The sequence below is a fragment of the Streptomyces pluripotens genome, from assembly GCF_000802245.2.
GTDB classification, from domain to species: domain Bacteria; phylum Actinomycetota; class Actinomycetes; order Streptomycetales; family Streptomycetaceae; genus Streptomyces; species Streptomyces pluripotens.
In genome coordinates this window covers 1,491,458-1,517,401 of record NZ_CP021080.1, presented here as the reverse complement: position 1 = coordinate 1,517,401, position 25,944 = coordinate 1,491,458, and the positions used below count along the sequence as shown (strand labels likewise).

At 68.3% G+C, this 25,944-nt stretch carries 21 protein-coding genes and 1 pseudogene; 17 read left to right on the top strand and 5 right to left on the bottom strand.

Features of this window, described 5'->3' with window-relative positions:
- Positions 1-35: 35 nt before the first annotated feature.
- The 3 genes from LK06_RS06700 (at position 36) to LK06_RS06690 (ending at position 3,813) form a co-directional block, all read left to right on the top strand.
- Complete coding sequence (locus LK06_RS06700; RefSeq protein WP_039656048.1) at positions 36-614, top strand: TerD family protein; 579 nt, start codon at positions 36-38, stop codon at positions 612-614.
- An 818-nt stretch (positions 615-1,432) separates the two neighbouring features.
- Entirely contained in the window at positions 1,433-2,434 is a 1,002-nt protein-coding gene (locus LK06_RS06695; RefSeq protein WP_043432288.1) for a TerC/Alx family metal homeostasis membrane protein, read from the top strand.
- A 278-nt stretch (positions 2,435-2,712) separates the two neighbouring features.
- Positions 2,713-3,813 carry a calcium:cation antiporter gene (locus tag LK06_RS06690; RefSeq protein ID WP_039656132.1) on the top strand — a complete coding sequence of 367 codons (1,101 nt, stop codon included), beginning with the start codon at positions 2,713-2,715 and terminating at the stop codon, positions 3,811-3,813.
- 79 nt (positions 3,814-3,892) lie between these two features.
- Here LK06_RS06690 and LK06_RS06685 read toward each other — a convergent pair.
- A pseudogene (locus LK06_RS06685) lies at positions 3,893-4,327 on the bottom strand (MFS transporter); the annotation flags it as partial.
- A gap of 176 nt (positions 4,328-4,503) precedes the next feature.
- Between LK06_RS06685 and aroQ the strand changes: the two are divergent.
- Positions 4,504-4,977 (top strand): type II 3-dehydroquinate dehydratase, encoded by a 474-nt coding sequence (aroQ, locus tag LK06_RS06680; RefSeq protein ID WP_039656051.1) that lies wholly within the window; start codon positions 4,504-4,506, stop codon positions 4,975-4,977.
- A 331-nt stretch (positions 4,978-5,308) separates the two neighbouring features.
- Here aroQ and LK06_RS06675 read toward each other — a convergent pair whose 3' ends face one another.
- Positions 5,309-5,965 (bottom strand): MBL fold metallo-hydrolase, encoded by a 657-nt coding sequence (locus LK06_RS06675; protein ID WP_039656053.1) that lies wholly within the window; start codon positions 5,963-5,965, stop codon positions 5,309-5,311.
- 45 nt (positions 5,966-6,010) lie between these two features.
- Positions 6,011-6,700, bottom strand: coding sequence for a maleylpyruvate isomerase family mycothiol-dependent enzyme (locus tag LK06_RS06670; protein WP_039656055.1), 690 nt, complete (start codon positions 6,698-6,700; stop codon positions 6,011-6,013).
- A 224-nt stretch (positions 6,701-6,924) separates the two neighbouring features.
- On the opposite strand from LK06_RS06670, the gene uvrA reads away from it, so the two are divergent.
- Positions 6,925-9,966, top strand: a complete 3,042-nt coding sequence (gene uvrA, locus LK06_RS06665; RefSeq protein ID WP_043407581.1) for an excinuclease ABC subunit UvrA — start codon at positions 6,925-6,927, stop codon at positions 9,964-9,966.
- 201 nt (positions 9,967-10,167) lie between these two features.
- Here uvrA and LK06_RS06660 read toward each other — a convergent pair whose 3' ends face one another.
- Positions 10,168-11,079 carry a carbohydrate kinase family protein gene (locus LK06_RS06660; protein WP_039656058.1) on the bottom strand — a complete coding sequence of 304 codons (912 nt, stop codon included), beginning with the start codon at positions 11,077-11,079 and terminating at the stop codon, positions 10,168-10,170.
- A gap of 337 nt (positions 11,080-11,416) precedes the next feature.
- On the opposite strand from LK06_RS06660, the gene LK06_RS33055 reads away from it, so the two are divergent.
- Positions 11,417-11,665 (top strand): hypothetical protein, encoded by a 249-nt coding sequence (locus tag LK06_RS33055; protein ID WP_159025203.1) that lies wholly within the window; start codon positions 11,417-11,419, stop codon positions 11,663-11,665.
- 126 nt (positions 11,666-11,791) lie between these two features.
- Positions 11,792-12,214, top strand: a complete 423-nt coding sequence (locus LK06_RS06655) for a Rieske (2Fe-2S) protein (RefSeq protein ID WP_039656060.1) — start codon at positions 11,792-11,794, stop codon at positions 12,212-12,214.
- Between the two features lie 154 nt (positions 12,215-12,368).
- Here the strand turns inward: LK06_RS06655 and LK06_RS06650 are convergent, their stop codons facing one another.
- Positions 12,369-13,316 (bottom strand): hypothetical protein, encoded by a 948-nt coding sequence (locus LK06_RS06650; protein ID WP_039656062.1) that lies wholly within the window; start codon positions 13,314-13,316, stop codon positions 12,369-12,371.
- Between the two features lie 463 nt (positions 13,317-13,779).
- Here LK06_RS06650 and uvrC point away from each other — a divergent pair, with 463 nt between their 5' ends.
- The 10 genes from uvrC to pgi all read left to right on the top strand — a co-directional run bounded on the left by uvrC (position 13,780) and on the right by pgi (position 25,932).
- On the top strand, positions 13,780-15,912 hold the full coding sequence (gene uvrC, locus LK06_RS06645) for an excinuclease ABC subunit UvrC (RefSeq protein WP_039656063.1): 2,133 nt from the start codon (positions 13,780-13,782) through the stop codon (positions 15,910-15,912).
- Entirely contained in the window at positions 15,909-16,934 is a 1,026-nt protein-coding gene (gene rapZ, locus LK06_RS06640) for an RNase adapter RapZ (RefSeq protein ID WP_039656065.1), read from the top strand. The genes uvrC and rapZ overlap by 4 nt, the downstream gene beginning before the upstream one ends.
- Positions 16,931-18,025: a gluconeogenesis factor YvcK family protein gene (locus tag LK06_RS06635; protein ID WP_039656067.1), complete on the top strand. Its 1,095-nt coding sequence runs from the start codon at positions 16,931-16,933 to the stop codon at positions 18,023-18,025. Before rapZ ends, LK06_RS06635 begins: the two co-directional genes overlap by 4 nt.
- On the top strand, positions 18,016-19,005 hold the full coding sequence (gene whiA / locus LK06_RS06630) for a DNA-binding protein WhiA (protein ID WP_043432291.1): 990 nt from the start codon (positions 18,016-18,018) through the stop codon (positions 19,003-19,005). The genes LK06_RS06635 and whiA overlap by 10 nt, the downstream gene beginning before the upstream one ends.
- Positions 19,006-19,587: 582 nt before the next feature.
- The gene (gene gap, locus LK06_RS06625) at positions 19,588-20,595 is read left to right on the top strand and encodes a type I glyceraldehyde-3-phosphate dehydrogenase (RefSeq protein ID WP_039656070.1); all 1,008 of its coding nucleotides are present in this window, start codon (positions 19,588-19,590) and stop codon (positions 20,593-20,595) included.
- 134 nt (positions 20,596-20,729) lie between these two features.
- Positions 20,730-21,941 (top strand): phosphoglycerate kinase, encoded by a 1,212-nt coding sequence (locus LK06_RS06620; RefSeq protein ID WP_039656072.1) that lies wholly within the window; start codon positions 20,730-20,732, stop codon positions 21,939-21,941.
- 6 nt (positions 21,942-21,947) lie between these two features.
- Complete coding sequence (gene tpiA, locus LK06_RS06615) at positions 21,948-22,724, top strand: triose-phosphate isomerase (RefSeq protein WP_039656074.1); 777 nt, start codon at positions 21,948-21,950, stop codon at positions 22,722-22,724.
- Positions 22,725-22,859: 135 nt separating this feature from the next.
- Complete coding sequence (gene secG / locus LK06_RS06610; protein WP_043407589.1) at positions 22,860-23,096, top strand: preprotein translocase subunit SecG; 237 nt, start codon at positions 22,860-22,862, stop codon at positions 23,094-23,096.
- A 243-nt stretch (positions 23,097-23,339) separates the two neighbouring features.
- Complete coding sequence (locus LK06_RS06605) at positions 23,340-23,675, top strand: RNA polymerase-binding protein RbpA (RefSeq protein WP_003976875.1); 336 nt, start codon at positions 23,340-23,342, stop codon at positions 23,673-23,675.
- Between the two features lie 604 nt (positions 23,676-24,279).
- Entirely contained in the window at positions 24,280-25,932 is a 1,653-nt protein-coding gene (pgi, locus tag LK06_RS06600) for a glucose-6-phosphate isomerase (RefSeq protein WP_086083141.1), read from the top strand.
- Positions 25,933-25,944: the final 12 nt, after the last annotated feature.

Here is a 25,944-nt window from a genome sequence, read left to right as displayed (position 1 = left end):
GCGCGGCAGCAGGGACGTCGAGAGGGGAAACAGCCGTGTCCGTCAACTTGTCCAAGGGCCAGGCCATCAGCCTGGAGAAGAAGGACGGGGCCAGCCTGACCGCGGTCCGCATGGGGCTCGGCTGGCAGGCGGCGAAGCGACGTGGCCTGTTCGGCTCCCGTACGCGTGAGATCGACCTGGATGCCTCGGCCGTTCTCTTCGCCGAGAAGCAGCCGGTCGACGTGGTCTTCTTCCGTCATCTGGTGAGCGACGACGGTTCCGTGCGCCACACCGGTGACAACCTGGTGGGCGGCGCGGGCCAGGGCGGGGATGACGAAGCGATCCTGGTGGACCTACAGCGTGTTCCGGTTCACGTCGACCAGATCGTCTTCACCGTGAACTCCTTTACGGGCCAGACCTTCCAGGAGGTGCAGAATGCATTCTGCCGCCTCGTGGACGACGCCAACGGCCAGGAACTCGCCCGCTACACGCTGGCCGGTGGCGGCGAGTACACCGCCCAGATCATGGCCAAGGTGCACCGGACCGGCTCGGGCTGGACGATGACCGCGCTGGGTGTCCCGGCCAATGGCCGCACCTTCCAGGACCTGATGCCGGCGATCCTGCCGCATCTGTAGGACACCCCGCTCATCGGACGGAACACGTTCGACAACACGACGCGGGTGGGGCGGCGGCGATGGCGGCCGAACCGGCAAGGGGTGGGGTAGAGCCACCCGCTGTCCCAACTCCGGCTGGAGATCGGCGTCTCCACCGGGGCCGGCGGCCACCGCCCGCTCCAGCAGGATGCTCGGTGACGAGAACGGCACCGTCCACGGTGTCTCATGGGTGGCCCACCCTGGCCCACCGTTCTACCCGGGGCGATTCAAGGCGTCCCGGCATGCCGCCGTTCAACACCATCCGGCCATCAATCCGGCCAGGCTGCCCGCGGTAGCCCACTGCGTCGAGAACCTCTGTGTCCCCGGCTGACGGGCAGCCTGGCCAGCCCGTCACGGGCGACGGGGTGGGCTGGTCAAGGGAACACCACTCCGTACGGCCCCCTGCTCGATTCCCCTGTGACGTTCGCTGGTGCGACTGGCCCCGTCCCCGCCACCCATTTCGCAGACCCCTGGGTGGTCACGCCTGGATCTAGGAGCCTGCGTTACCGCCGGTCATTGGTCAGATGGTGCGTAAGGTTCTCGCCGAGGCGCAGGGAGCTTGGTCAAGCGTAGGTAAAGTAGCTCTGAGCTGTCTACTTTAAGTAAACTTTGCCTTCTGCTTTACTTTTTCTTGGGGATCGGGGTACTGTCTTTCGTGCGGAGGGGAGTATTCCCTGTCTGCGGCGCACCCGTCAGTACGGACCGGTTCCGGTTCCGGGGCGCCGGCCCTGTATGGGTGGAAGAGACCTCCGGCAGCGACAGCGCTGATCTGTTTGCCGTCACGTAATGCCGGAGGTGCAGTGGAAGTCTCCATGGGCCTGTGGGTCCTGACCATCGCGGGCCTGATCGCCCTGATCGCCGTCGATTTCTTCATCGGTCGTAAGCCCCATGAGGTGTCCGTCAGAGAAGCCGCAACCTGGACCGTCGTCTGGATTGCCCTGGCCGGGCTCTTCGGCTTGGGTCTCCTCGTCTTCGGTGGCGGGCGGCCGGCCGGTGAGTTCTTCGCGGGCTTCATCACCGAGAAGTCATTGAGCGTGGACAATCTGTTCGTCTTCGTTCTGATCATGGCGCGGTTCGCGGTGCCCACCCAGTACCAGCAACGAGTGCTGCTCGTCGGCGTCCTCATCGCCTTGGTCCTGCGGGCCGTCTTCATCGCCGCCGGAGCCGCGATCATCGCCAGTTTCTCCTGGGTGTTTTACCTCTTTGGCGCCTTCTTGATCTGGACCGCGTGGAAGCTCATCGAGGAGGCCCGTGCCGAAGAGGAGAGCGCGGAGTACCAGGAGAACAAGCTGCTGAAGGCTGTCGAGCGCAGGTTCGGTGTGGCCGACCGATACCACGGGACCAGGCTGTGGGTCAGGCAGAACGGCAAGCGGGTCATGACCCCGATGCTGGTCGTGATGCTCGCCATCGGCACCACGGACGTCCTGTTCGCCCTGGACTCCATCCCCGCGATCTTCGGCCTGACCCAGGACCCGTACATCGTCTTCACTGCCAACGCTTTCGCCCTGATGGGCCTGCGGCAGCTGTACTTCCTCATCGGCGGCCTGCTGACGAAGTTGGTGCATCTCTCTTACGGCCTGTCGATCATCCTCGGCTTCATCGGCATCAAGCTGGTGCTGCACGCTTTGCACGAGTCCGGTGTTCATGTCCCCGAGATTGGCATCCCGGTCTCGCTCGGCGTGATCTGTGCGGTTCTGGTCATCACCACGATCACCAGCCTGGTCGCCTCCGGGAGACGGGGCGTCGTCGATGTGGCGCAGGCCGGCAGTGAAGGAACCTCGAAAGATGGAGTCGACGCCTGACCGCGCCGGACGGCCAGAACGCCGCCCCGAAGCGAAGCGAAGTGGGTGAACTGCCCTTCTTGGTTCCCCGCCGGACACTGAACGTGCCAATTCCCGCGCCTTTGCTTCGGCGAGGACACCCGGCCGGCAGGGACGTGGGCGGCACATCCAGCGCGTTCGCCGTCGAACCGACGGACGCCGTCGGTTGGTCGACCCTGGCCCGCACCGACCGTGACGTCGTGGAGGCGCGCGTTCCACCCCGTCATGCGAACCTTGTACGGCTCTGCGACGATCGCCGCATGATCACTCGGCTGCGGTCGCTCGCCCGGTACTGGACGACCCTCGTGCCGGGTCTCGCGGTGATCCTGCTCGTCTTCGCCTGGGGCCGTGATCTGCCTGGGGCCATCGTCGCCCTGGTGGCCACCGTGCTCGCCGGTTCCGTCCTGGCGGCGGTACATCACGCCGAGGTCGTCGCCCACCGCGTGGGCGAGCCCTTCGGCTCCCTGGTGCTCGCCATCTCTGTCACGATCATCGAGGTGGCCCTGATCGTCACCCTCATGGTCGACGGGGGTGACAAGAGTTCCACGCTGGCCCGGGACACGGTTTTCGCCGCAGTGATGATCACCTGCAATGGCATGGTGGGTACCTGTCTGCTCGTCGCTTCCCTTCGGCACGGCACTGCGGTCTTCAACCCCGAGGGTGCCGGAGCTGCCCTGGCCACCGTGGCGACGCTGGCCACACTCAGCTTGGTGCTGCCGACCTTCACCACCAGCAAGCCCGGACCTGAATTCTCCAGCGTTCAGCTGATGTTCGCCGCGTTATCCTCACTGGTCCTGTACGGCCTGTTCGTCGCCACCCAGACGGTGCGCCATCGTGACTACTTTCTGCCGATCACCCGGCAGGGTGAAGTCATCACCGGCGAAGGCCACGTCGAGCCTCCGTCCGCACGTACCGCCTGGACCAGTCTTGGGCTGCTCGGACTGGCCCTGATCGGCGTGGTCGGTCTGGCCAAAACCGTGTCACCCACCATCGAGTCGGGCGTAGAAGCGGCCGGACTGAACCAGGCCGTGGTCGGTGTGATCATCGCCCTGCTGGTTCTGCTCCCCGAGACGATCGCCGCACTGCGCTCCGCCCGTCGGGACCGAGTGCAGACCAGCCTCAACCTCGCGTTCGGCTCGGCGATGGCCAGCATCGGTCTGACCATCCCGGCCGTAGCACTCGCCTCCCTCTGGCTGTCAGGGCCGCTCGTCCTCGGCCTCGGCTCGACCGACATGTTGCTGCTGGCGCTGACCGTGGTGGTCGGCTCCCTGACGGTGGTACCGGGGCGAGCCACCCCAGTGCAGGGCGGTGTCCACCTGGTGCTGTTCGCGGCCTACCTGGAGCTGGCGGTCAACCCGTAGCTCCGCCACCGTGGTCATCCCGCCACCGGGTCCACCGTGGGCACGGAGCGGCCTGGACTCCCGGAGCAGTGCCAAGCACGAGCGACGAACGCAGGCACAGACCGGCCAGGCCAGCGCCCGCTGCCCAGAACGGCACCCGCCCCCCCCGCTGCGCGAACTCGGCCTCGGACAGTACTGCCGTCAGTGCGAGCGTCACACCGATCGCCGCGTACGACGGCAGATAGCCGACCGCCACCGTGGAAGTATCGGTGAGCACCAGTGAGCCGACGCGTATCGGCCGTCGGCCGCGCCGGTCATCGAGGTGCCCGAACACCACCGAACCGAGCGGTCGCACCACGAATTCCACCACGAACTCCACCCCGAACGCCCCGAATGCCGCCGGCGTCCCCGTGGTCGACGAGAACGTCGGGAAGAACAGCGGCCCCGGGACCAGGGCCGCCGCCGTGCCGTAGACGAAGAAGTCGGAGAACTCGATCGCCGTCCCGGCGGGAGCAGTGACTGCGAGCCGCCCCATAGACGGGGTGCTTACGTCGCGTGCATCGTGCATGGCGCGTCCACCGGCCGTGACGATCAAGGGGCACGGGGCGTACGGAGGTGTTCGCTCGGCCAACCGTCCGCTCCGATCACCGTGATAGACCGGGAGCCAGCAGCGGTCGTCGACGCACCGCCCCGAACCGACCGGAGGGAATTGTGTCCCGCACCCTGGCCAACGCCCCGATCTTGATCCTCAACGGACCCAACCTGAACCTGCTCGGACAGCGACAGCCCGAGATCTACGGCAAGGACACCTTGGCCGACGTGGCGGCGCTGTGCGGTGAGGCGGCGGCCGCGCACGGTGGAACGGTGGACTTCCGGCAGTCCAACCACGAGGGCGAACTGGTCGACTGGATCCACGAGGCGCGCCTCGGGCACTGCGGGATCGTCATCAACCCCGCCGCCTACTCACACACGTCGGTTGCGCTTCTGGATGCGCTCAACACCTGCGACGGGATGCCCGTAGTGGAGGTGCACATCTCCAACATCCACCGGCGCGAATCGTTCCGTCACCATTCGTACGTCTCGCTGCGCGCCGACGGAGTGATCGCGGGGTGTGGTGTGCAGGGCTACGTGTTCGGTGTTGAGCGGGTCGCAACCCTGCTGGGAGCGGCGCACACCGAAGCGTAGCGGCTGCAGTCGTACAAGGGCCGGTCCCGCCAGGGCTCGGCGGCTGCACCGTGCGGCTGGCAGGAATCCGGTGTTGGCGCCGTGCCGATGCGCTGGGGCGTCCCCGGCGCGTACCCGGTGCACGGGCGGCACCGGAGAGGTGCCGCAGCGACGGCCCATCCTGAGCGGCGGACCGTCGCTCAGGAGCCGTGATCCCCTCGCGAGGGCATGCTGGCCGGCTGTGCGGGGCGTGCTGCGGGAGGACACCTGGCTCGACCGGGGGACGCATCTCACCTGCCGCGAGGCCGCGGCCGGCATACGGAGAGTGCGCTCCGGGGCTGCGGGCGCTCGTTCACCACCCTCGCGCGCGCCACTCCGGCAGTTGCGGCCGTTCCGCGCCGAGCGTGGTGTCGTGGCCGTGGCCAGGGTAGACCCATGTCTCGTCCGCCAGCACGCCGAAGATCTTTGTCTCCACGTCGTGGATCAACCTGTCGAAGGCCTTGGGATCCCCGTGCGTGTTGCCGACGCCGCCCGGGAAGAGGCAGTCGCCGGTGAAGATGTGCGGATGGCCGTGTGGGTCGTCGTACACCAGCGCGATCGACCCTGGGGTGTGGCCGACCAGATGGCGCGCCGTGAGTTGCACGCGACCGACCCTGATCACGTCGCCGTCGTCGACGAGGACGTCGGTGGGTACGGGGATGCCGGGGGCATCCTCGCGACCGGCGTAAGTACGGGCGCCCGTAGCGGCGACGACGTCGGCGAGTGCCTGCCAGTGGTCGCCGTGCCGATGAGTGGTGACGACGGACGTGATGCCGTCGTCACCGATCATGGTGAGAAGTGTCTCCGCCTCGTTCGCGGCGTCGATCAGGAGCTGCTCGTCGGTGGCCCGGCAGCGCAGCAGATAGGAGTTGTTGTCCATCGGGCCGACCGCGATCTTGGTGATCATCAGGTCTTTGAGCTCGTGCACGTCCGCCGGTCCGCCGACCTTGACCTCTCCGGTGTACGTCATGGCGGTCAGCCTATAGCGGGGAAGGCCCGACGGACGGGCGTCGGGCTACAGCGGAGGCAGCTTCGGCAGTGCGCCATGGTTCGTGGCCAGGCGGGAGCCGTCGCGTCGCCCCGCGAGCCAGCCCAGCAGATCGGCGGCCGCCCCTTCGACCGTGACCGGTCCGCCCTCCGCCCCGCCGCCGGTGGTCCAGGTTCGGCCGTCATGGGTGCGCAGGCCCATCGAGGGCACGTCCTGGTGTCCGGCGAACCGCTCAGCCAGGAAGTCGATCTCCCGCTCCAGGAACTCGGTCGGGAGATCCTCCAGTTCGTACCCGATGCCGAGGTCCACGTGGTGCAGTTCCACCTCGGCCCAGCGCCGGAACGGCAACCGGGACGCGGAGTCGGTGACCCCGTTGCGCAGTTCCACTGATCGCGTCCAGTCCGCGGGCGCGTCCCCTGCCGTCCGGAAGCGGGCCGCGCTCTCGCGCAGATCGGTGAGCTGTGTGCTGCCGGGGCGGGCGGCACCCGCCTCGATGTCGGCGGCCCGTGCCTCGGCGCTCGCGTACATGGGGCGGCCCTCCAGCACGTTCACGAGCGCGTCTGCGTTCCGGGCGAGATGGGCGAGGACATGGCCACGGCTCCAGCCGGGGAGCCGCGACGGCCCGGTGAGTGAAACGTCGTCTAGTTCGGCGACCGCGGTGAGGAGCCGTTCGGTCGCGTCATGTACACATGCCAGGTCATGAGCGTGATCAATCATGGTGCTGACCCTAACTGCGCCACACCTTCGAGTGAAGGAGGTGCATCTCAACCATAAATCGAATACGCGTGCTATATCGTCGTGAGTGGCGTCGGGCATGTTGGATGGCCGGAGGTTGTTATGCAACCGGGCCATCCGACCGGCGTTGTCAGTGGCTCCCCCTACCCTGAAGAAGCACGGGGGCCCCGCCCCTGTCACTTCTCTCAAGAAAGGTGCGGACCGGCGTGGCCGACCGTCTCATCGTCCGTGGCGCGCGCGAGCACAACCTGAAGAATGTCTCGCTCGACCTGCCTCGTGACGCGCTCATCGTCTTCACCGGCCTGTCCGGTTCGGGCAAGTCCTCCCTGGCCTTCGACACCATCTTCGCCGAGGGGCAGCGCCGCTATGTGGAGTCACTCTCCTCGTACGCCCGGCAGTTCCTCGGTCAGATGGACAAGCCGGACGTCGACTTCATCGAGGGCCTGTCCCCGGCGGTCTCCATCGACCAAAAGTCGACTTCACGCAACCCGCGCTCGACGGTCGGCACCATCACCGAGGTCTACGACTACCTGCGGCTGCTTTTCGCGCGCATCGGTAAGCCGCACTGCCCGGAGTGCGGCCGCCCGATCTCGCGCCAGTCGCCGCAGGCCATCGTGGACAAGGTCCTGGAGCTGCCGGAGGGGAGCCGCTTTCAGGTGCTGTCGCCGCTGGTCCGTGAGCGCAAGGGCGAGTTCGTGGACCTCTTCGCTGACCTGCAGACCAAGGGGTACTCGCGCGCACGTGTGGACGGCCGGACCGTCCAACTCTCCGACCCGCCGACGCTGAAGAAGCAGGAGAAGCACACCATCGAGGTGGTCGTGGACCGCCTCACGGTGAAGGGCTCCGCCAAGCGCCGCCTCACTGACTCCGTGGAGACTGCCCTCGGCCTGTCCGGCGGCATGGTCGTGCTCGACTTCGTGGACCTCCCCGAGGACGACCCCGAGCGCGAGCGCATGTACTCGGAGCACCTCTACTGCCCGTACGACGATCTGTCCTTCGAGGAGTTGGAGCCCCGCTCCTTCTCCTTCAACTCGCCCTTCGGCGCCTGCCCCGAGTGCACCGGCATCGGTACGCGCATGGAGGTCGACCCGGAGCTGATCGTCCCGGACCCTGACAAGTCTCTCGACGAGGGAGCCGTCCACCCCTGGTCACACGGACACACCAAGGACTACTTCGGCCGCCTGACCGGGGCCCTCGCCGACGCGTTGGGCTTCCGCACGGACATCCCCTTCGCGGGCCTGCCACTGCGTGCCAGGAAGGCTCTGCTTCACGGCCACAAGACGCAGATCGAGGTGCGCTACCGCAACCGCTACGGCAGGGAGCGTGTCTACACCACGCCCTTCGAGGGCGCGGTGCCCTTCGTGAAGCGTCGCCACAGCGAAGCTGAGAGCGATGCCAGCCGGGAACGCTTCGAGGGCTACATGCGGGAGGTGCCGTGCCCCTCCTGCGAGGGCACCCGCCTGAAGCCGATCGTCCTCGCGGTCACGATCATGGGGAAGTCGATCGCCGAGGTCTCCGCCATGTCGATCAGCGACTGCGCGGACTTCCTGGGCGAACTGAGACTGAACGCCCGTGACAAGAGGATCGCTGAGCGGGTACTCAAGGAGGTCAGCGAGCGGCTGCGCTTCTTGGTGGACGTGGGCCTGGACTATCTCTCGCTCAACCGGGCGGCAGGCACCCTCTCCGGTGGCGAGGCACAGCGCATTCGTCTGGCCACCCAGATCGGCTCCGGCCTCGTAGGTGTCCTGTACGTCTTGGACGAGCCTTCCATCGGCCTGCACCAGCGGGACAACCACCGGTTGATCGAGACCTTGGTCCGGCTGCGCGACATGGGTAACACGCTCATTGTCGTGGAACACGACGAGGACACCATCAAGGTCGCCGACTGGGTCGTGGACATCGGACCCGGCGCCGGTGAGCACGGCGGCAAGGTCGTGCACAGCGGTTCCATGAAGGAACTGCTCGCCAATGCCGAGTCACAGACGGGTGCGTACCTTTCGGGTCGCAAGTCGATCCCGCTTCCGGACGTGCGCCGTCCCGGTGACCCGTCCCGTCGGCTCACCGTGCACGGTGCCCGCGAGAACAACCTGAGAGACATCGACGTCTCCTTCCCGCTGGGCGTGTTCACGGCCGTCACGGGAGTGTCCGGCTCCGGCAAGTCGACGCTGGTCAACGACATCCTGTACACCCATCTGGCCCGCGAGCTGAACGGCGCGCGGAACGTCCCGGGACGGCACACACGTGTGGACGGCGACGATCTGGTCGACAAGGTCGTCCACGTCGACCAGTCGCCGATCGGCCGCACTCCCCGGTCCAACCCGGCGACCTACACCGGTGTCTTCGACCACGTTCGTAAACTGTTCGCCGAGACCACCGAGGCGAAGGTGCGTGGCTACCAGCCGGGCCGCTTCTCGTTCAACGTCAAGGGTGGCCGTTGTGAGAACTGCGCGGGCGACGGCACGATCAAGATCGAGATGAACTTCCTCCCGGACGTCTACGTTCCGTGCGAGGTCTGCCACGGCGCCCGGTACAACCGGGAGACCTTGGAGGTCCACTACAAGGGCAAGTCCATCGCCGACGTGCTGAATATGCCGATCGAGGAGGCCACCGACTTCTTCGAGGCTGTCCCGGCCATTTCCCGGCATCTGAGGACGCTGAAGGACGTCGGCCTCGGCTACGTCCGCCTCGGCCAGTCCGCGACGACCCTGTCCGGTGGTGAGGCCCAACGGGTGAAGTTGGCCAGCGAGCTGCAGAAGCGATCTACCGGACGTACGGTCTACGTCCTGGACGAGCCGACGACCGGTCTGCACTTCGAGGACATCAGCAAGCTGCTGACGGTCCTCGGCGGGCTGGTCGACAAGGGCAACACCGTCATCGTCATCGAGCACAACCTCGACGTGATCAAGACCGCGGACTGGATCGTGGACATGGGACCGGAGGGCGGCGCCGGCGGTGGCCTCGTGGTCGCCGAGGGCACGCCCGAGGAGGTCGCCGGGGTCCCGGCCAGCCATACCGGCAAGTTCCTGCGGGAGATCCTCGGTCCGGACCGCGTCAGTGACGCGGAGCCGGTGAAGCCGCTGCGGAGCAGGGCGCCCAGGAAGGCGACCGCAGCCAAGACGGCCGCAGCAGAGCCGGCAGCGAAGAAGGGGGTGACAACCAAAGCCGACAGCACGCCGGCGAAGAAGGCCGTCGCGGCCACCAAGAAGGCGACACCCGCGAAGAAGACGACGCGGGCCCGTAAAGCCTGAGGCGACCGGTTCGGCCGCTTGACCTCCGTGAGGAGATCCAGACTGACACAAGATCAGAAAATCGACGCCCAGCGGGAATTCCTCGCGGGCGCCGGTCTGCCACCAGCAGCTGCCCCAGCCCGGCGGTCCGTCCAGGTCTCTGCGCCGCCGGTCGCACCTTGACAACACAGAGGAGGAGCGGAAACAGGGAAGCGGACCGCCTCACCACTCACCCAGCTCGACCGCGTAGGGCGACTCGGCCCCCGCCCGTGAACAGGTGATCGCCGCCGCGCGTGCCGCGAAGCGCAGCAGTCGCTGCCAGCCCTCGGACCCTAGGGCCATGAGCGCTTCCGGAGACAGGGCGTCCAGCGCGGACAGGCCGTGCAGCAGGGCGGCGTTCACCGTGTCGCCGGCGCCGATGGTATCCACGACGTCGGTCTTCTCAGCCGGCACGGAATGCTCCCCGCCGTCCTGGGTGTATGCGGTCAGACCATCGCCGCCCCGCGTGATCACGACGGCCGACGGTCCCGCGGCGAGCCACTCGCACGGGGTGCCGCCCAGCCAGGCGGCGTCCTCCGCGGAGAGCTTCAGCAGCGTCACTGAGGGCAACCAGTTCCGGAAACGCGTCCGGTAGGCATCTGCGTCCGGGATCAGTCCAGCCCGGACGTTGGGGTCCAGCGCCGTGAACACGCCCTGCCCGGCCGCCGTCCGCATCAGCTCCTCGTACGCACTCGCCCCCGGTTCCAGGACGAGTGAACAGGTGCCGAAGGACACCGCGCGCGTGCCGGTGGGAGGAGAAGCGGGAGCGGTGAACAGCCGGTCGGCGGTGCCGTCGACGTAGAAGGAATAGGCGGCCGAGCCGTCGGCGTCGATGGTGGCCACCGCGAGGGCGGTCGGCTCCGGTCCCCGCTGTACCCCCGACACATCGACCCCGGCCTGCCGCAGTCCGTCGAGTAGGGCCTCGCCGAAGGCGTCGACGGACGTCCGGGAACAGAAAGAGGTGCGGGAGCCGAGTCTGCCGAGGGCTACGGCGGTGTTGTAAGGGCCGCCGCCGAGCACCGGCTTCAGGTCCGCGAGGGCTCCGGGGCCCTGAGGCACCAGGTCGATCAATGCCTCACCGGCAACGACGATCACGAAGTGTTCCCTTCTTCTCTTCTGCACGGTGGACGGCTCCGGCAGGGCGGACGGTGCCGTGGGGGCCGGTGTCATCGGCGCCGTCCGGCTCGGCCGGCGGACCAGCGGACCTGGACGAGCTGGGTATCGCCCCCGGCTGCGGCGGGTGGAGAGTAGAGCCGTGGGGGTCGGGGTGGGCCAGGGCGAAGCCGTCGAGGAGGCGTGAAAGGCGATCCCGTCCGGCACGGACAACTCGTGTCTGCGTGGGGACGATGCTCATCGGGCACCTCCGAGGAGACCTACGCCTGGGGGACGGGGCCGGTATCGGACTGCTGCCGGACAGGGCCTGGAGCTGCGAGTGGCGGACGGTCTGTGCGCGCTGATCCGCAGCATTCATCATTTTGATCTTAAAGTGCGCTCACGTTCGTGTGTAAGCGCGAGCATGACCCATGAGGGATGGGCGTTCAAGCGCCGTTTTCCGCCCGGCGCGATGCGCGGGCGCAGAGCCCTGATGGTGTTGCGCCTGACTCTGCCTGCCTGGCAGACCGTGCTGTCCCCTGGCCTGCTGCGGCCGACCGGGGCTGTCCAGCCGGCGGATACCGGCTGAACTCGTGCATGCCGGTGTGCACGTCCTCGGGTGACCTTGACGTGCTCTTCCGCCCCCGCACGGTGCCCCGCCCCCCGGCCCGGGTATCGTCGCTCCACACACACCTTTTGACCCGTGGAGTTCCAGATGCCCGCCCGCCCGTCCGCGAGCCGTCGTACCGTCCTTCGAGGGGCCGCCGCGGTCCCGGCCGCCGCGCTCGGCCTGGCCGCGTGCTCGGCTCCAGGCGGCTCGGCCTCGGACACCCCGACCGCACCGGTCGACCTCGGTGCCGCGAGTGACGTCTCCAAGGGCGGCGCCAAGCTGTACCGGGACCACAACGTGGTGGTCAGCCGTGAGGCGAACGGCACTCTGAAGGCGTACAGCACCATCTGCACGCATGCGAGGTGCCCGATCAACGAGCTGCAGGGGACGACTTTGATTTGTTCCTGCCACGGCAGCCGGTTCGATGCCATGACGGGCAAGGTGGTCCAGGCGCCGGCCACCGAGCCGTTGCCCGAGCTGCCGGTGAAGGACGAGAACGGCAGGATCGTCGCCGGCCCTTCCGCCTGACCCGGAGCCGCGGGGAGTAGGGGGCTCCCCAGCCGTACGCTGCGCCCCCGGCCAGTTCGCCGGACAGAAGCAGGCAATGTCACACAGCTGGGCCGGACCCCCGGCGGCGCGGGCGACGGGCACTCGGCGTCGATGGGCAAGCGGCGCAGACCGTTCAGTCCCAGTCCCAGGCGATGCCCACGATGCCCGGCCGTATCCGCGGCTCGACCACGTGGACGCAGTGATGCGGACCGGAAACGGACAACTGCTGTCGCCCGCTGCGTGGGGCCGCCGCCGAGTGCTGGGTGAAGCGGTGACAGCGCGCCGGCAGCGTCGCGGCGTCGAAGCGCACCTGGAGGACGTACTGCCCGCCTGGGAAGCCGAAGCGGTGGAGGTATTCGCGGCAGACCCCGGCCGTGCCGTCCTCGATGCCGTACCGAAAGAGGAAGGTGTCGCCGGAGCGCAGCCGGGTATCGAAGAGCAGTTCGGTCGCCAGCACACCGGTGTCCCGGTCCCAGCGGGCACGTCCCGTGCGGCAGTTCTCCAGGGCACGCACCTGCATGTCACAGGGGCTGCAACCGGGGTCGCCGTGGTGCACCGCGACGAAGCGGTCGACGCCGTCACGGTGGGCCTGCACGATGTGGTGGGCCTCGCGTCCCGCCAACTCGCGCCGGGCGCCGATCCGGATGCGTTCGTGGTGGCCCAGAGTGTGCAGGCCGCCGTCGCGGGACAGCCCGAGGTCGGCGCGGAGCCGCTCCAGGACGTCCGAGGCCTTGATCAGAGAGCGGTACGAGCGGCCCGACGGACGTCCGATCGCTGCGCGCTCGTCGGACTCGGCGAGCAGCCGTATCAGTGATTCGTCCGGCAGCTGGAGGATCTCCTCCAGCGCCCGTACGGCCCGCAGCGACTCCGGCCGCTGCGGGCGGCGCGCGCCCTGCTGCCAGTAACTCAGGCTGGTCACACCGACCTTGACCCCGTGCCGCGACAGATGGTGCTGGACGCGCTGGAGCGGCAGCCCGCGTGCGGCGATCGCGGCCCGCAGCGCCGCATGGAAGGGGCCGCCCCGCAGGGCGGTGTCCAGTTCCGCGGGGGGAACGTCCGCGTGTTCTGTGGCATGCCGCATGCTCGGGGCCTTTCTGTGAGGTCTCGCTACGGCTGGTCAGATCGTCTGCGCGGATGTGCGGGTCCACCCCCGTGAGCGCCACGGACGCCCGTGACGGCGCACGCCGCGCTGGTGCGCGTGCGTGACGGCCCGAGTTCCCGTGCATTGAAGCGTGTCGACCAGACCCCGACAACACCTCGGACTCGGCCGTCGTGCGGCCCTGGCCGGACCGCGCCCTCCCAGGGCTGTCCGACCACGGCGACGCGGGCCCCTGAGCCGCACCGGAGGGACTGCACCGAAGGAGGGATGCCGCCCGGCCGAGGCCGGGCATGGCCGGAAGGCATCCGTCCGGCGCACCGAGGTGTCGTGGGAAGGCGGTCGGGGAGGCCGGTGCCCCTCAGGGGTCCGGACGGGGCACCGGACAGGCACAGGCGTTGTCCACAGGCCCGACGTGGTGTCGGCGCTCGCCAGTAGGGTGTGAGACATGGCCGACCCCTCCAGCTACCGCCCCAGGCCGGGAGACATCCCGGACTCTCCCGGGGTGTACAGGTTCCGTGACGAGCACCGTCGGGTGATCTACGTCGGGAAGGCGAAGAGCCTGCGCCAGCGCCTGGCGAACTACTTCCAGGACCTGGCGAACCTGCATCCGCGGACGAGGACGATGGTGACCACCGCAGCGTCCGTGGAATGGACGGTGGTGTCCACGGAGGTCGAGGCGCTGCAGCTGGAGTACTCCTGGATCAAGGAGTACGACCCCCGGTTCAACGTCAAGTACCGCGACGACAAGAGCTACCCCTACCTCGCGGTGACGATGAGTGAGGAGTTTCCGCGTGTGCAGGTGATGCGCGGTCACAAGAAGAAGGGCGTCCGGTACTTCGGGCCCTACGCCCACGCGTGGGCGATCCGGGATACCGTCGACCTGTTGCTGCGCGTTTTCCCGGTGCGTACCTGCTCGGCCGGCGTGTTCAAGAACGCCGCCCGCACGGGGCGCCCCTGTCTGCTCGGCTACATCGGCAAATGCTCCGCCCCCTGCGTCGCGCGGATCAGTCCCGAGGAGCACAAGGAACTGGCCGAACAATTCTGTGACTTCATGGCCGGCAGCACCGGCACCCACCTTCGCCGTCTGGAGAAGCGGATGGCGGAGGCGGCCGAGGAACTGGAGTACGAGCGGGCCGCGCGTCTGCGCGATGACATCGAGGCCTTGAAGAAGGCCATGGAGAAGAACGCGGTCGTGCTCGCCGACGCGACCGACGCGGACCTCATCGCCGTCGCCGAGGACGAGCTGGAGGCGGCCGTGCAGATCTTCCACGTCCGCGGTGGCCGGGTGCGCGGCCAGCGCGGCTGGGTGACCGACAAAGTGGAGGAGGTCACCACCAGTGCCCTGGTGGAACACGCCCTGCAGCAGTTGTACGGCGAGGAGACCGGGGACGCGGTTCCCAAGGAAGTCCTGGTCCCGGCGCTGCCCGAGCCGGTCGGGCCGGTCCAGGAGTGGCTGACCGGCCGTCGTGAGGCGAATGTATCTCTGCGTGTCCCGCAACGCGGCGACAAGAGAGCACTCATGGAGACCGTGCAGCGCAACGCCCAGCAAGCCCTTGCCCTGCACAAGACCAAGCGGGCCTCCGACCTGACCACGCGCTCACGCGCGCTGGAGGAGATCGCCGAGGCCCTCGACCTGGACAGCGCCCCGCTGCGGATCGAGTGTTACGACATCTCGCACCTTCAGGGCGACGATGTGGTCGCCTCCATGGTCGTCTTCGAGGACGGCCTGCAGCGCAAGAGCGAGTACCGCCGCTTCCAGATCAAGGGCCGTGCCGGAGACACGCGACTCTGGCACGGTGAAGGCCAGGACGACGTCCGCTCCATGCACGAGGTGATCACCCGGCGCTTCAGACGCTACCTCGCCGAGAAGGAGAAGACGGGGGAGTGGACCGGGGAGGCCGAGGGGGCTGACGCGCGGGACGCGTCCACCGACGGCGACACCGCCCTCACCGGTACGGACCCGGCCACCGGCTTCCTCAAGGACGACGACGGGCGCCCCAAGAAGTTCGCCTACCCGCCTCAGCTCGTGGTCGTTGACGGTGGCCAGCCGCAGGTCGCAGCGGCCCGGCGTGCCCTGGACGAGCTCGGTATCGACGACATCGCCGTCTGCGGTCTCGCCAAGCGCCTGGAGGAGGTCTGGGTACCCGGCGAGGACGATCCGGTGGTCCTGCCCCGTACCAGCGAGGGTCTCTACCTGCTCCAGCGCGTCCGTGACGAGGCCCACCGCTTCGCGATCACCTACCAGCGCACCAGGCGTGCCAAGCGCTTCCGGGCCGGCCCCCTGGACGACGTCCCCGGTCTCGGGGAGACCCGCAGACAGGCCCTCATCAAGCATTTCGGTTCGTTGAAGAAGCTGAGGTCCGCCACAATCGAACAGATCCAGGAAGTGCCCGGGATAGGTCGGAAGACGGCCGAGACCATCGCCGTGGCCCTCGCCCGGTCGGCTCCGTCCGGGCCCGCCGTGAACACGGCGACTGGAGAGATCATTGAGGACGGGGAACCCGACACGACGGCGGGTCCCCCGGGGGAGCCCGCAACCGCGGGCCTCACGGACGAACGACGGGGGCAGGAGAGATGACCGAGCACGATGCACAGCCCACAACGCGGCGAGATCAGCCGTACCACACGGGTGACGACGCCGTCCGGCACAACGCCGGCCAGGAGACCGGCCTGGACACGGCCCAGGACAACGGAGCACAGGTGAGTACGGGCAGCGACACGGCCAAGGCCCCCGAAGCGGCCATCCCCGAGCTGGTGATCATCTCCGGAATGTCCGGAGCCGGTCGGTCGACGGCCGCGAAGTGCTTGGAAGACCTCGGCTGGTTCGTCGTGGACAACCTTCCGCCCGCTCTCATCCCCACCATGGTGGAACTCGGCGCCCGCTCCCAGGGCAACGTGGCGCGGATCGCGGTCGTCGTGGACGTACGTGGCCGGCGCTTCTTCGACAATCTGCGTGAATCGCTCGCCGACCTGGACACCCGGGATGTCACCCGGCGGATCGTCTTCCTGGAGTCCTCCGACGAGGCCCTGGTCCGCCGCTTCGAGTCGGTCCGGCGCCCACACCCCCTGCAGGGAGACGGCCGCATCGTCGACGGCATCGCCGCAGAGCGGGAGCTGCTGCGCGAGCTTCGCGGGGACGCCGACCTGGTGATCGACACCTCCAGCCTCAACGTGCACGAGCTGCGCGCCAAGATGGACGCCCAGTTCGCGGGTGAGGAGGAGCCTGAGCTGCGGGCCACCGTCATGTCCTTCGGCTTCAAATACGGTCTCCCGGTCGATGCCGACCTGGTCGCGGACATGCGGTTCCTGCCCAATCCGCACTGGGTCCCGGAGCTGCGTCCGTACACCGGCCTCAACGACGAGGTCGCCGCCTACGTCTTCAACCAGCCCGGTGCCAAGGAGTTCCTCGACCGGTACGCCGAACTGCTGCGACTGATCGCGGCCGGCTACCGGCGCGAGGGCAAGCGCTATGTGACCATCGCCATCGGCTGCACAGGCGGAAAGCACCGCTCGGTCGCGATGTCGGAGAAACTCGCCGCGCGTCTTGCGGCCGAGGGCGTGGAGACGGTGATCGTGCACCGGGACATGGGACGAGAATGACAGAACGTACACCGCGGTTGAGCCGGCTGCGCAGGATGGTGCCGGAAGGGCGTGCCGGCCGCGCCGCGGCCGAAGTCCGGTCGGGCCGGCCCATCGAGGGCCGCGGGGCCCGGGCTCGCCGTCGCGGAGCCCAGCCCAAGGTGGTCGCGCTCGGCGGGGGCATGGGGCTGTCCGCCTCGCTCGCTGCGCTGCGCCGGATCACCGGCGACCTCACCGCCGTCGTCACCGTGGCCGACGACGGCGGTTCGAGCGGTCGTCTCCGCGACGAGTTGGGTGTGCTGCCACCCGGTGACCTGCGCAAGGCGCTGGCCGCACTGTGCGGTGACGACGACTGGGGGCAGACCTGGGCCCGGGTCATCCAGCACCGCTTCCACTCAAGAGGCGATCTGCACGACCATGCAGTCGGCAATCTGCTGATCGTGGCCCTGTGGGAGCAGCTGGGTGATCACGTCCAGGCTCTGGACCTGGTCGGCAAGCTGCTCGGTGCGCACGGACGCGTGCTGCCCATGTCCGCCGTGCCCCTGGAGCTGCAGGCCCTGGTCAGGGGACATGATCCGGAGCGCCCGGACGACGTGGACACGGTGCGTGGCCAGGCGACCGTGGCACTCACGCCCGGCGAGGTGCAGTCGGTGCACCTCGTGCCGCCCGATCCGCCCGCCGTCCCGGAGGCCGTGGCGGCGGTGCTGGACGCGGACTGGGTCGTGCTCGGGCCAGGGTCCTGGTTCTCCTCGGTGATCCCGCACCTGCTCGTCCCCGAGTTGCTGGACGCCCTCACCGAGACCAAAGGGCGTAAGGTCCTCTCCCTGAACCTCGCGCCGCAGCCGGGAGAAACCGAGGGCTTCTCCCCGCAGCGTCATTTGGAGGTTTTGGGGCGACACGCCCCTAAACTCGCCCTGGACGTGGTGCTGGCCGACGAGGCCGCCGTGCCCGATCGCGACTCGCTCACCGAGGCCGCCAAGCGGCTGGGAGCCGCGGTGGAGCTGGCGTCGGTGGCCCGGGCCGACGGTAGCCCCCGGCACGACCCGGAGCTGTTGGCCGCCGCGTACGACCGTATTTTTCGGATGCATGGAAGGATCGGCCCATGGCGATGACGGCAGCGGTGAAGGATGAGATCTCCCGGCTCCCCGTCACCCGGACCTGCTGCAGGAAGGCGGAGGTTTCCGCCATTCTGCGGTTCGCCGGCGGCCTCCACCTGGTGAGCGGGCGCATCGTGATCGAGGCGGAGCTGGACACGGCGATGGCTGCCCGCCGTCTCAAGCGGGACATCCTGGAGATCTTCGGCCACAGCTCCGAACTGATCGTCATGGCGCCCGGCGGGCTGCGGCGTGGCTCGCGCTACGTCGTGCGGGTCGTCGCGGGCGGTGACCAGTTGGCCCGCCAGACGGGGCTGGTGGACGGCCGGGGTCGCCCGATCCGTGGCCTGCCCCCACAGGTGGTCTCCGGGGCCACCTGCGACGCCGAGGCGGCCTGGCGCGGAGCCTTCCTGGCGCACGGCTCACTGACCGAGCCCGGCCGGTCCTCCTCCCTGGAGGTGACCTGCCCGGGGCCGGAGGCCGCGCTGGCGCTGGTCGGTGCTGCCCGTCGGTTGTCGATCGCCGCGAAGGCCCGTGAGGTGCGGAGTGTGGACCGGGTGGTCGTCCGGGACGGTGACGCGATCGGTGCGCTGCTGACCCGGCTCGGTGCTCACGAGTCCGTGCTGGCCTGGGAGGAGCGCCGGATGCGCCGCGAGGTGCGGGCCACAGCCAACCGCCTCGCCAACTTCGACGATGCCAATTTGCGCCGCTCGGCCCGCGCAGCCGTGGCCGCCGGTGCCCGGGTACAGCGAGCCTTGGAGATCCTCGGTGACGAGGTGCCCGAGCACCTGGCCGCTGCAGGGCGCCTGAGGATGGAGCACAAGCAGGCCTCCCTGGAGGAGCTGGGCGCGCTCGCCGACCCGCCGCTGACGAAGGACGCGGTCGCGGGCAGGATCCGCCGGCTGCTGGCGATGGCCGACAAGCGTGCCGCCGACCTGGGTATCCCGGGCACGGAGGCCAACCTCTCCGATGAGTTGGCGGAGAACCTGGCCGGCTGACGTCTTGCCGCCGATGTGCCGGTGCCGAAGCCTGCCGAGGCTGTCGGCCCCGGAGCTCCCGCACCCGGGCTGAGCCTCACTCGCATGCTCGCTGGGTTTTCGCCTGCGTGTCCATCAGGCGCTCTCTGGGTGCGACCCAGGCATGGCATGACCCCGGCAACCTGCTCGTGAGGCCTGTGGGACCGCCTGGCGGCACCGCGCTGCTCGGCTTCGGCCTGGAACAGGTCCCCTCGGTGGTCGATCGGGCGGCCATCCGAGGGGGTGTTCGCCCAGCTCGACAGGTGAGCGGAACCCCCTCTCAACAGTGCGCAGGACGGGCACTCGACAGGTGAGCTGACCCGCTCACGAACGAGTGACAACGGCGTCAGCAACGGGCGACATATCCCCATAAAGCGGGGTGATCCGCTTGGTGATCCCGGGTGGTCCGTACCCCTACTGCCGGGTACGGACGGCCTGCCCGTGTATGGGCCACTCGATGTCACCTCGGGGCTCCCAGAGAGGTAGGGTCGGGGGTGGTCGGGGACATCCCAAACAGAGCTCGCCGGCACCGCATGGCCGGCGTACCAACGAGGAGATCGGTTCGTGACGATCCGCGTAGGCATCAACGGCTTCGGCCGCATCGGTCGTAACTACTTCCGCGCGCTGCTGGAGCAGGGTGCAGATATCGAGGTTGTGGCTGTCAACGACCTGGGTGACACCGCTACTACGGCTCACCTGCTCAAGTACGACACGATCCTGGGCCGCCTCAAGCAGGAGGTCTCCCACACCGCCGACACCATCACCGTCGACGGTCACACCATCAAGGTGCTCTCGGAGCGCAACCCGGCCGACATCCCCTGGGGTGAGCTGGGCGTCGACATCGTCATCGAGTCGACCGGCATCTTCACCAAGCGTGAGGACGCCGCCAAGCACCTCGCCGGCGGCGCCAAGAAGGTCCTCATCTCGGCTCCGGCCAAGGACGAGGACATCACCGTCGTGATGGGTGTCAACCAGGAGAAGTACGACCCGGCGCAGCACCACGTCATCTCCAACGCCTCCTGCACCACCAACTGCGTGGCGCCGATGGCGAAGGTGCTCGACGAGAGCTTCGGCATCGTCAAGGGTTTGATGACCACGGTGCACGCGTACACGAACGACCAGCGCATCCTTGACTTCCCGCACAAGGACCTGCGCCGCGCACGCGCCGCCGCCGAGAACATCATCCCGACCACCACCGGTGCCGCGAAGGCCACCGCCCTGGTCCTGCCCCAGCTCAAGGGCAAGCTGGACGGTATCGCCATGCGCGTCCCCGTGCCGACCGGCTCGGTCACCGACCTGGTCGTTGAACTCTCCCGTGAGGTCACCAGGGAAGAGGTCAACGCCGCCTTCCAGAAGGCCGCCGAGGGTGAGCTGAAGGGCCTCCTCGACTACACCGAGGACCCGATCGTCTCCTCCGACATCGTCAACGCCCCGGTGTCCTGCACCTTCGACTCCTCCCTGACCATGGTCCAGGAGGGCAAGAACGTGAAGGTCATCGGTTGGTACGACAACGAGTGGGGTTACTCCAACCGTCTGGTCGACCTGACGGTCTTCGTCGGCAACCAGCTCTGATCGCCGCAAGCCGGACCTCGAAGTGAGAGCAGGGCTCGGGCAGCGCACCGTCGCGCTGTCCGGGCCCTGTCTCGCTTACGGATCACGCCCTCATACGATCAGGGCATCAAGAGCCCTCCTCAGGAGTCCACTCAATGAAGACGATCGACGAACTTCTCGCCGACGGCGTGAGCGGAAAGCGGGTCTTCGTCCGCGCCGATCTCAACGTGCCGCTGGCCGATGGGTCCATCACCGACGACGGCCGCATCCGCGCGGTGCTGCCCACTGTGAAGGCCCTCGCGGACGCGGGTGCCAAGGTGCTCGTGGCCTCGCACCTGGGCCGCCCCAAGGGTGCTCCGGACCCCGCCTTCTCGCTGCTGCCCGCCGCCGAGCGACTCGGTGAACTCCTCGGCGCCCCGGTCGCCTTCGCCGAGGACACCGTGGGCCCGGCCGCCCACGCCGCCGTGGACGGCCTGCAGCCGGGCCAGGTCGCGGTCATCGAGAACCTGCGCTTCAACCCCGGCGAGACCGCCAAGGACGACACCGAGAGGGGCGAGTTCGCCGACCGGCTCGCCGCCCTCGCCGACGTCTACGTCGGTGACGGCTTCGGTGCCGTGCACCGCAAGCATGCCTCGGTCTACGACCTCCCGGCCCGCCTGCCCCGCTACGCCGGGTACCTCATCGCCACCGAGGTCGGCGTCCTGAAGAAGCTCACCGAGGACGTCAAGCGCCCCTACGTCGTCGCGCTTGGCGGTGCCAAGGTCTCCGACAAGCTCGCCGTCATCGATCAGCTGCTTGGCAAGGCCGACCGTTTGCTCATCGGCGGTGGCATGGCCTACACCTTCCTCAAGGCCAAGGGCTACGAGGTCGGCACCTCCCTCCTGCAGGAGGACCAGGTCCCGGCCGTCGCCGAGTACCTGGAGCGCGCCGAGAAGCAGGGCGTGGAGCTGCTGCTTCCCGTCGACGTCCTGGCCGCCGAGGAGTTCCCGGACCTGAAGGCCAAGACGCCCGCCCGGTTCGAGGTGGTCGACGCCGACAAGATCCCCGCCGACCGGGAGGGCCTGGACATCGGCCCGAAGACCCGGGAGCTGTACGCTTCGAAGCTCACCGACGCCGAGACCGTCTTCTGGAACGGCCCGATGGGCGTCTTCGAGCACCCCGACTACGCCGGGGGCACCCGGGCTGTCGCCCAGGCCCTGGTCGACTCGACCGGTTTCACCGTCGTCGGTGGCGGTGACTCCGCCGCGGCCGTGCGCACGCTCGGCTTCGACGAGAACGCATTCGGCCACATTTCGACCGGTGGCGGCGCCTCCCTCGAATACCTTGAGGGCAAGACGCTCCCCGGCCTCGCCGCACTGGAGGACTGACCAAGCATGAGTACGCGCACGCCGCTGATGGCGGGCAACTGGAAGATGAACCTCAACCACCTTGAGGCCATCGCTCACGTCCAGAAACTCGCCTTCGCCTTGACCGACAAGGACTACGAGGCCGTCGAGGTCGCCGTCCTGCCGCCCTTTACCGACCTGCGGTCCGTGCAGACCCTGGTCGAGGGCGACAAGCTCAGGATCAAGTACGGCGCCCAGGACATCTCGCAGCACGACTCCGGCGCCTACACCGGTGAGATCTCCGGCTCGATGCTGGCCAAGCTCAAGTGCACATTCGTGACCATCGGCCACTCCGAGCGCCGCCAGTACCACAATGAGACTGATGAGCTGGTGAACGCCAAGGTCAAAGCCGCTTACAAGCACGGCCTGACCCCGATCCTGTGCGTCGGCGAGGAGCTGGAGGTCCGCGAGGCCGGCAACCACGTGGCTCACACCCTCGCCCAGGTCGAGGGAGGCCTGAAGGGCCTGCCGGCCGAGCAGGCCGAGACCGTCGTGATCGCCTACGAGCCCGTGTGGGCCATCGGCACCGGCAAGGTCTGCGGCGCCGAGGACGCCCAGGAGGTCTGCGCCGCCATCCGCGTCAAGATCGCCGAGCTGTACACGCAGGACGTGGCCGACCAGGTCCGCATCCAGTACGGCGGCTCCGTGAAGTCGGGGAACGTCGCCGAGATCATGGCCCAGGCCGACATCGACGGCGCCCTGGTCGGTGGTGCCTCCCTGGACGCCGACGAGTTCGTCAAGATCGTGCGCTTCCGCGATCAGTGAGTAGGGCTGTGAGTAGGCGGTAACGGCGTTTCGTCGTACCCTTGCGGGGGCCGGAGGCTCGGAAAGTGACCGGTAGGCTCACCAGAGAGCTTCGGCCCCCGTCGTCCATTTGAATCCGAGGAAGTTGGTCCAGCCGTGGTTTTGGGGTTCTCGATCGCCCTGATCGTCTTCAGCCTGCTGCTGATGCTGCTGGTGCTGATGCACAAGGGGAAGGGCGGCGGTCTCTCCGACATGTTCGGTGGCGGCATGCAGTCCTCCGTCGGCGGCTCCTCGGTCGCCGAGCGCAACCTTGACCGGATCACCATCGTGATCGGTCTGCTGTGGTTCGCGTGCATCATCGTCCTCGGCATCCTGATGAAGACGAACAACTGACGGCGAAGACGAACGGCTGGCGGCGAGTCGCACGCACACCGAGCACATCACACATATTCCGCACGTAACGCCCCATGTTCGGCATGCGCTCCCGAGCGCGGCCTATCATGGGGCTTGCGTCTGGATATGGGGGCTGTAACTCCAATCACTAGACGCGCGTTGGGCCTTACGTAGACTGAGGCGCTCGCAGTGAAGCGGAACGCCGAATCGCTTCGCGGCACCATCACGCAGGGAGTTACGACCGTGGCAAGTGGCAACGCGATCCGAGGTAGCCGGGTCGGGGCGGGGCCGATGGGCGAGGCCGAGCGCGGTGAGTCCGCGCCGCGTCTGCGCATCTCCTTCTGGTGCTCCAACGGGCATGAGACCCAGCCGAGTTTCGCCAGCGACGCACAGGTACCCGAGACCTGGGACTGTCCGCGGTGCGGCTTCCCGGCCGGCCAGGACCGGGACAACCCGCCGGACCCACCGCGGACCGAGCCCTATAAGACGCACCTGGCGTATGTGCGGGAGCGGCGCAGCGACGCGGACGGCGAGGCGATCCTCGCCGAGGCGCTCGCCAAACTGCGGGGCGAGATCTAGGAGTTGAGACCGGTCGGGTGCCTGTGGGTTCCCGGCCGGAGTTGTCTGTGCCACCCTGGCGCCGACCGATCGTCAGTGGTGCCCTCCGCGTTTTCGTGCAGGCGCGAACCGCGAGGCGGGAGTCCTGACCGCGGCGGGAACGAGGGAGAGCGACGAGTCCGCACGGCGCGGAGGCCCCGGGCGGTTGTGGAGAGCCGTGGTGCCCTCCGGCTCCGGCGGGGCACCGGGCGGTGGGGGCCCTGATCCCCGCCCTCGCCCCTTCGGGCGCACGGGCGTGCCGTGGAAGGTCGACACAATCCCCTGACGCAGCAGCATGTGCTCCCGCCGACACGCCCGATCGGATCACTCCGCCTTCCGTACCCTGGCCGTCGTGGGCCTCGCTGGGTGCCCTGCTCGGCTGTGGCGGGGCCACGGCCCGAGCCTGAACGAGCCGGCTCCCTTCACGGTTGCTTGCCTCGTCCTGTCCGTCACCTCGCTGATACCGAACCGCAGAGCGGACGTACCCGTTGTTACACCGGATGACGCGCCACGACCACTCGCGCCCCACGGTGATCAATTAGGTTGGAACAGCTGGGACAGGGACGAAAGAAGGCTGAAGTCGGAAATGAACGCAGACGGCCGTACCAGGCTCAACCAGATGCCCGAATGGACCGCTCTCGCCAAGCACCGGGAGGAACTGGCCGACACCCATCTGAAGGACCTGTTCGCCGCCGATCAGCGGCGGGGCATCGGATACGTGCTCCAGGTCGGGGATCTCTACATCGACTACTCCAAGCACCTGGTCACCGACGAGACGCTGCGGCTGCTGCGCGAGCTGGCCGCGGCGACGGACGTGTTCGCGCTGCGGGACGCGATGTTCCGCGGCGAGAAGATCAACATCACCGAGAACCGGGCCGTGCTGCACACCGCGCTGCGCGCTCCCCGCGACGCGGTGATCGAGGTCGACGGAGAGAACGTCGTCCCGAAGGTGCACGCCGTGCTGGACAAGATGGCCGGCTTCGCCGAACAGGTCCGTTCCGGCGCCTGGACCGGTCACACCGGCAAGCGCATCAAGAACGTGATCAACATCGGCATCGGCGGCTCGGACCTGGGGCCCGCGATGGCGTACGAGGCACTGCGCAGCTTCACCGACCGCACCTTGACCGTCCGTTTCGTGTCGAACGTGGACGGTGCCGACCTGCACGAGGCCACCCGCGACCTGGACCCGGCCGAGACTCTGTTCATCATCGCCTCCAAGACGTTCACCACGATCGAGACGATCACCAACGCGACCTCCGCGCGGACGTGGCTGTTGGACGCGCTCGGTGACGCGTCCGCGGTGGCCAAGCACTTCGTCGCGCTGTCCACCAACGCCGAGAAGGTGGCCGGTTTCGGCATCGACACGGCCAACATGTTCGAGTTCTGGGACTGGGTGGGCGGTCGGTACTCGTACGACTCCGCGATCGGCCTCTCCCTGATGATCGCCATCGGCCCGGACCGGTTCCGGGAGATGCTCGACGGCTTCCGCCTGATCGACGACCACTTCCGCACCGCCCCCGCCGAGGCCAACGCCCCGCTGCTGATGGGCTTGCTCGGCATCTGGTACGACAACTTCCACGACGCCCAGTCGCACGCTGTCCTGCCGTACAGCCACTACCTGTCCAGGTTCACCGCGTACCTGCAGCAACTGGAGATGGAGTCCAACGGCAAGCACGTGGCCCGTGACGGCAGGCAAGTCGAGTGGCAGACCGGTCCGGTCGTCTGGGGCACCCCGGGAACCAACGGGCAGCACGCCTACTACCAGTTGATCCACCAGGGCACCAAGCTGATCCCGGCGGACTTCATCGGCTTCGCCGAGCCGGTCGCCGAACTGAGCGGGGAGGTCAGGGCCCAGCACGACCTGCTGATGGCCAACTTCTTCGCCCAGACCCAGGCCCTCGCCTTCGGCAAGACCGCCGACGAGGTCCGCGCCGAGGGCGTGCCGGACGAACTGGTCCCCCACAAGACCTTCCAGGGCAACCGGCCGACGACGACCATCCTGGCCCGGGCACTCACCCCGTCCGTGCTCGGCCAGCTGGTGGCTCTCTACGAGCACAAGGTGTTCGTGCAGGGTGCCGTCTGGAACATCGACTCCTTCGACCAGTGGGGTGTGGAGCTCGGCAAGGTCCTCGCCAAGCGCGTGGAGCCGGCCCTCACCGAGGGGGCCGAGGTGCCCGGCCTGGACGCGTCGACCGAGGCCCTGGTCTCCAGGTACCGGCAGCTGCGCGGCCGGGACTGATCGGCTGCCCAC

What these genes read in the sequence shown, in the direction of transcription:
- LK06_RS06655 (WP_039656060.1), top strand. Translation starts at nt 11,792, where the DNA reads ATGCCCGCCCGCCCGTCCGCGAGCCGTCGTACCGTCCTTCGAGGGGCC.
- LK06_RS06635 (WP_039656067.1), top strand. Translation starts at nt 16,931, where the DNA reads ATGACAGAACGTACACCGCGGTTGAGCCGGCTGCGCAGGATGGTGCCG.
- whiA (WP_043432291.1), top strand. Translation starts at nt 18,016, where the DNA reads ATGGCGATGACGGCAGCGGTGAAGGATGAGATCTCCCGGCTCCCCGTC.
- LK06_RS06620 (WP_039656072.1), top strand. Translation starts at nt 20,730, where the DNA reads ATGAAGACGATCGACGAACTTCTCGCCGACGGCGTGAGCGGAAAGCGG.
- LK06_RS06690 (WP_039656132.1), top strand. Translation starts at nt 2,713, where the DNA reads ATGATCACTCGGCTGCGGTCGCTCGCCCGGTACTGGACGACCCTCGTG.
- LK06_RS06675 (WP_039656053.1), bottom strand. Translation starts at nt 5,965, where the DNA reads ATGACGTACACCGGAGAGGTCAAGGTCGGCGGACCGGCGGACGTGCAC.
- rapZ (WP_039656065.1), top strand. Translation starts at nt 15,909, where the DNA reads ATGACCGAGCACGATGCACAGCCCACAACGCGGCGAGATCAGCCGTAC.
- pgi (WP_086083141.1), top strand. Translation starts at nt 24,280, where the DNA reads ATGAACGCAGACGGCCGTACCAGGCTCAACCAGATGCCCGAATGGACC.
- uvrC (WP_039656063.1), top strand. Translation starts at nt 13,780, where the DNA reads ATGGCCGACCCCTCCAGCTACCGCCCCAGGCCGGGAGACATCCCGGAC.
- LK06_RS06650 (WP_039656062.1), bottom strand. Translation starts at nt 13,316, where the DNA reads ATGCGGCATGCCACAGAACACGCGGACGTTCCCCCCGCGGAACTGGAC.
- LK06_RS06670 (WP_039656055.1), bottom strand. Translation starts at nt 6,700, where the DNA reads ATGATTGATCACGCTCATGACCTGGCATGTGTACATGACGCGACCGAA.
- tpiA (WP_039656074.1), top strand. Translation starts at nt 21,948, where the DNA reads ATGAGTACGCGCACGCCGCTGATGGCGGGCAACTGGAAGATGAACCTC.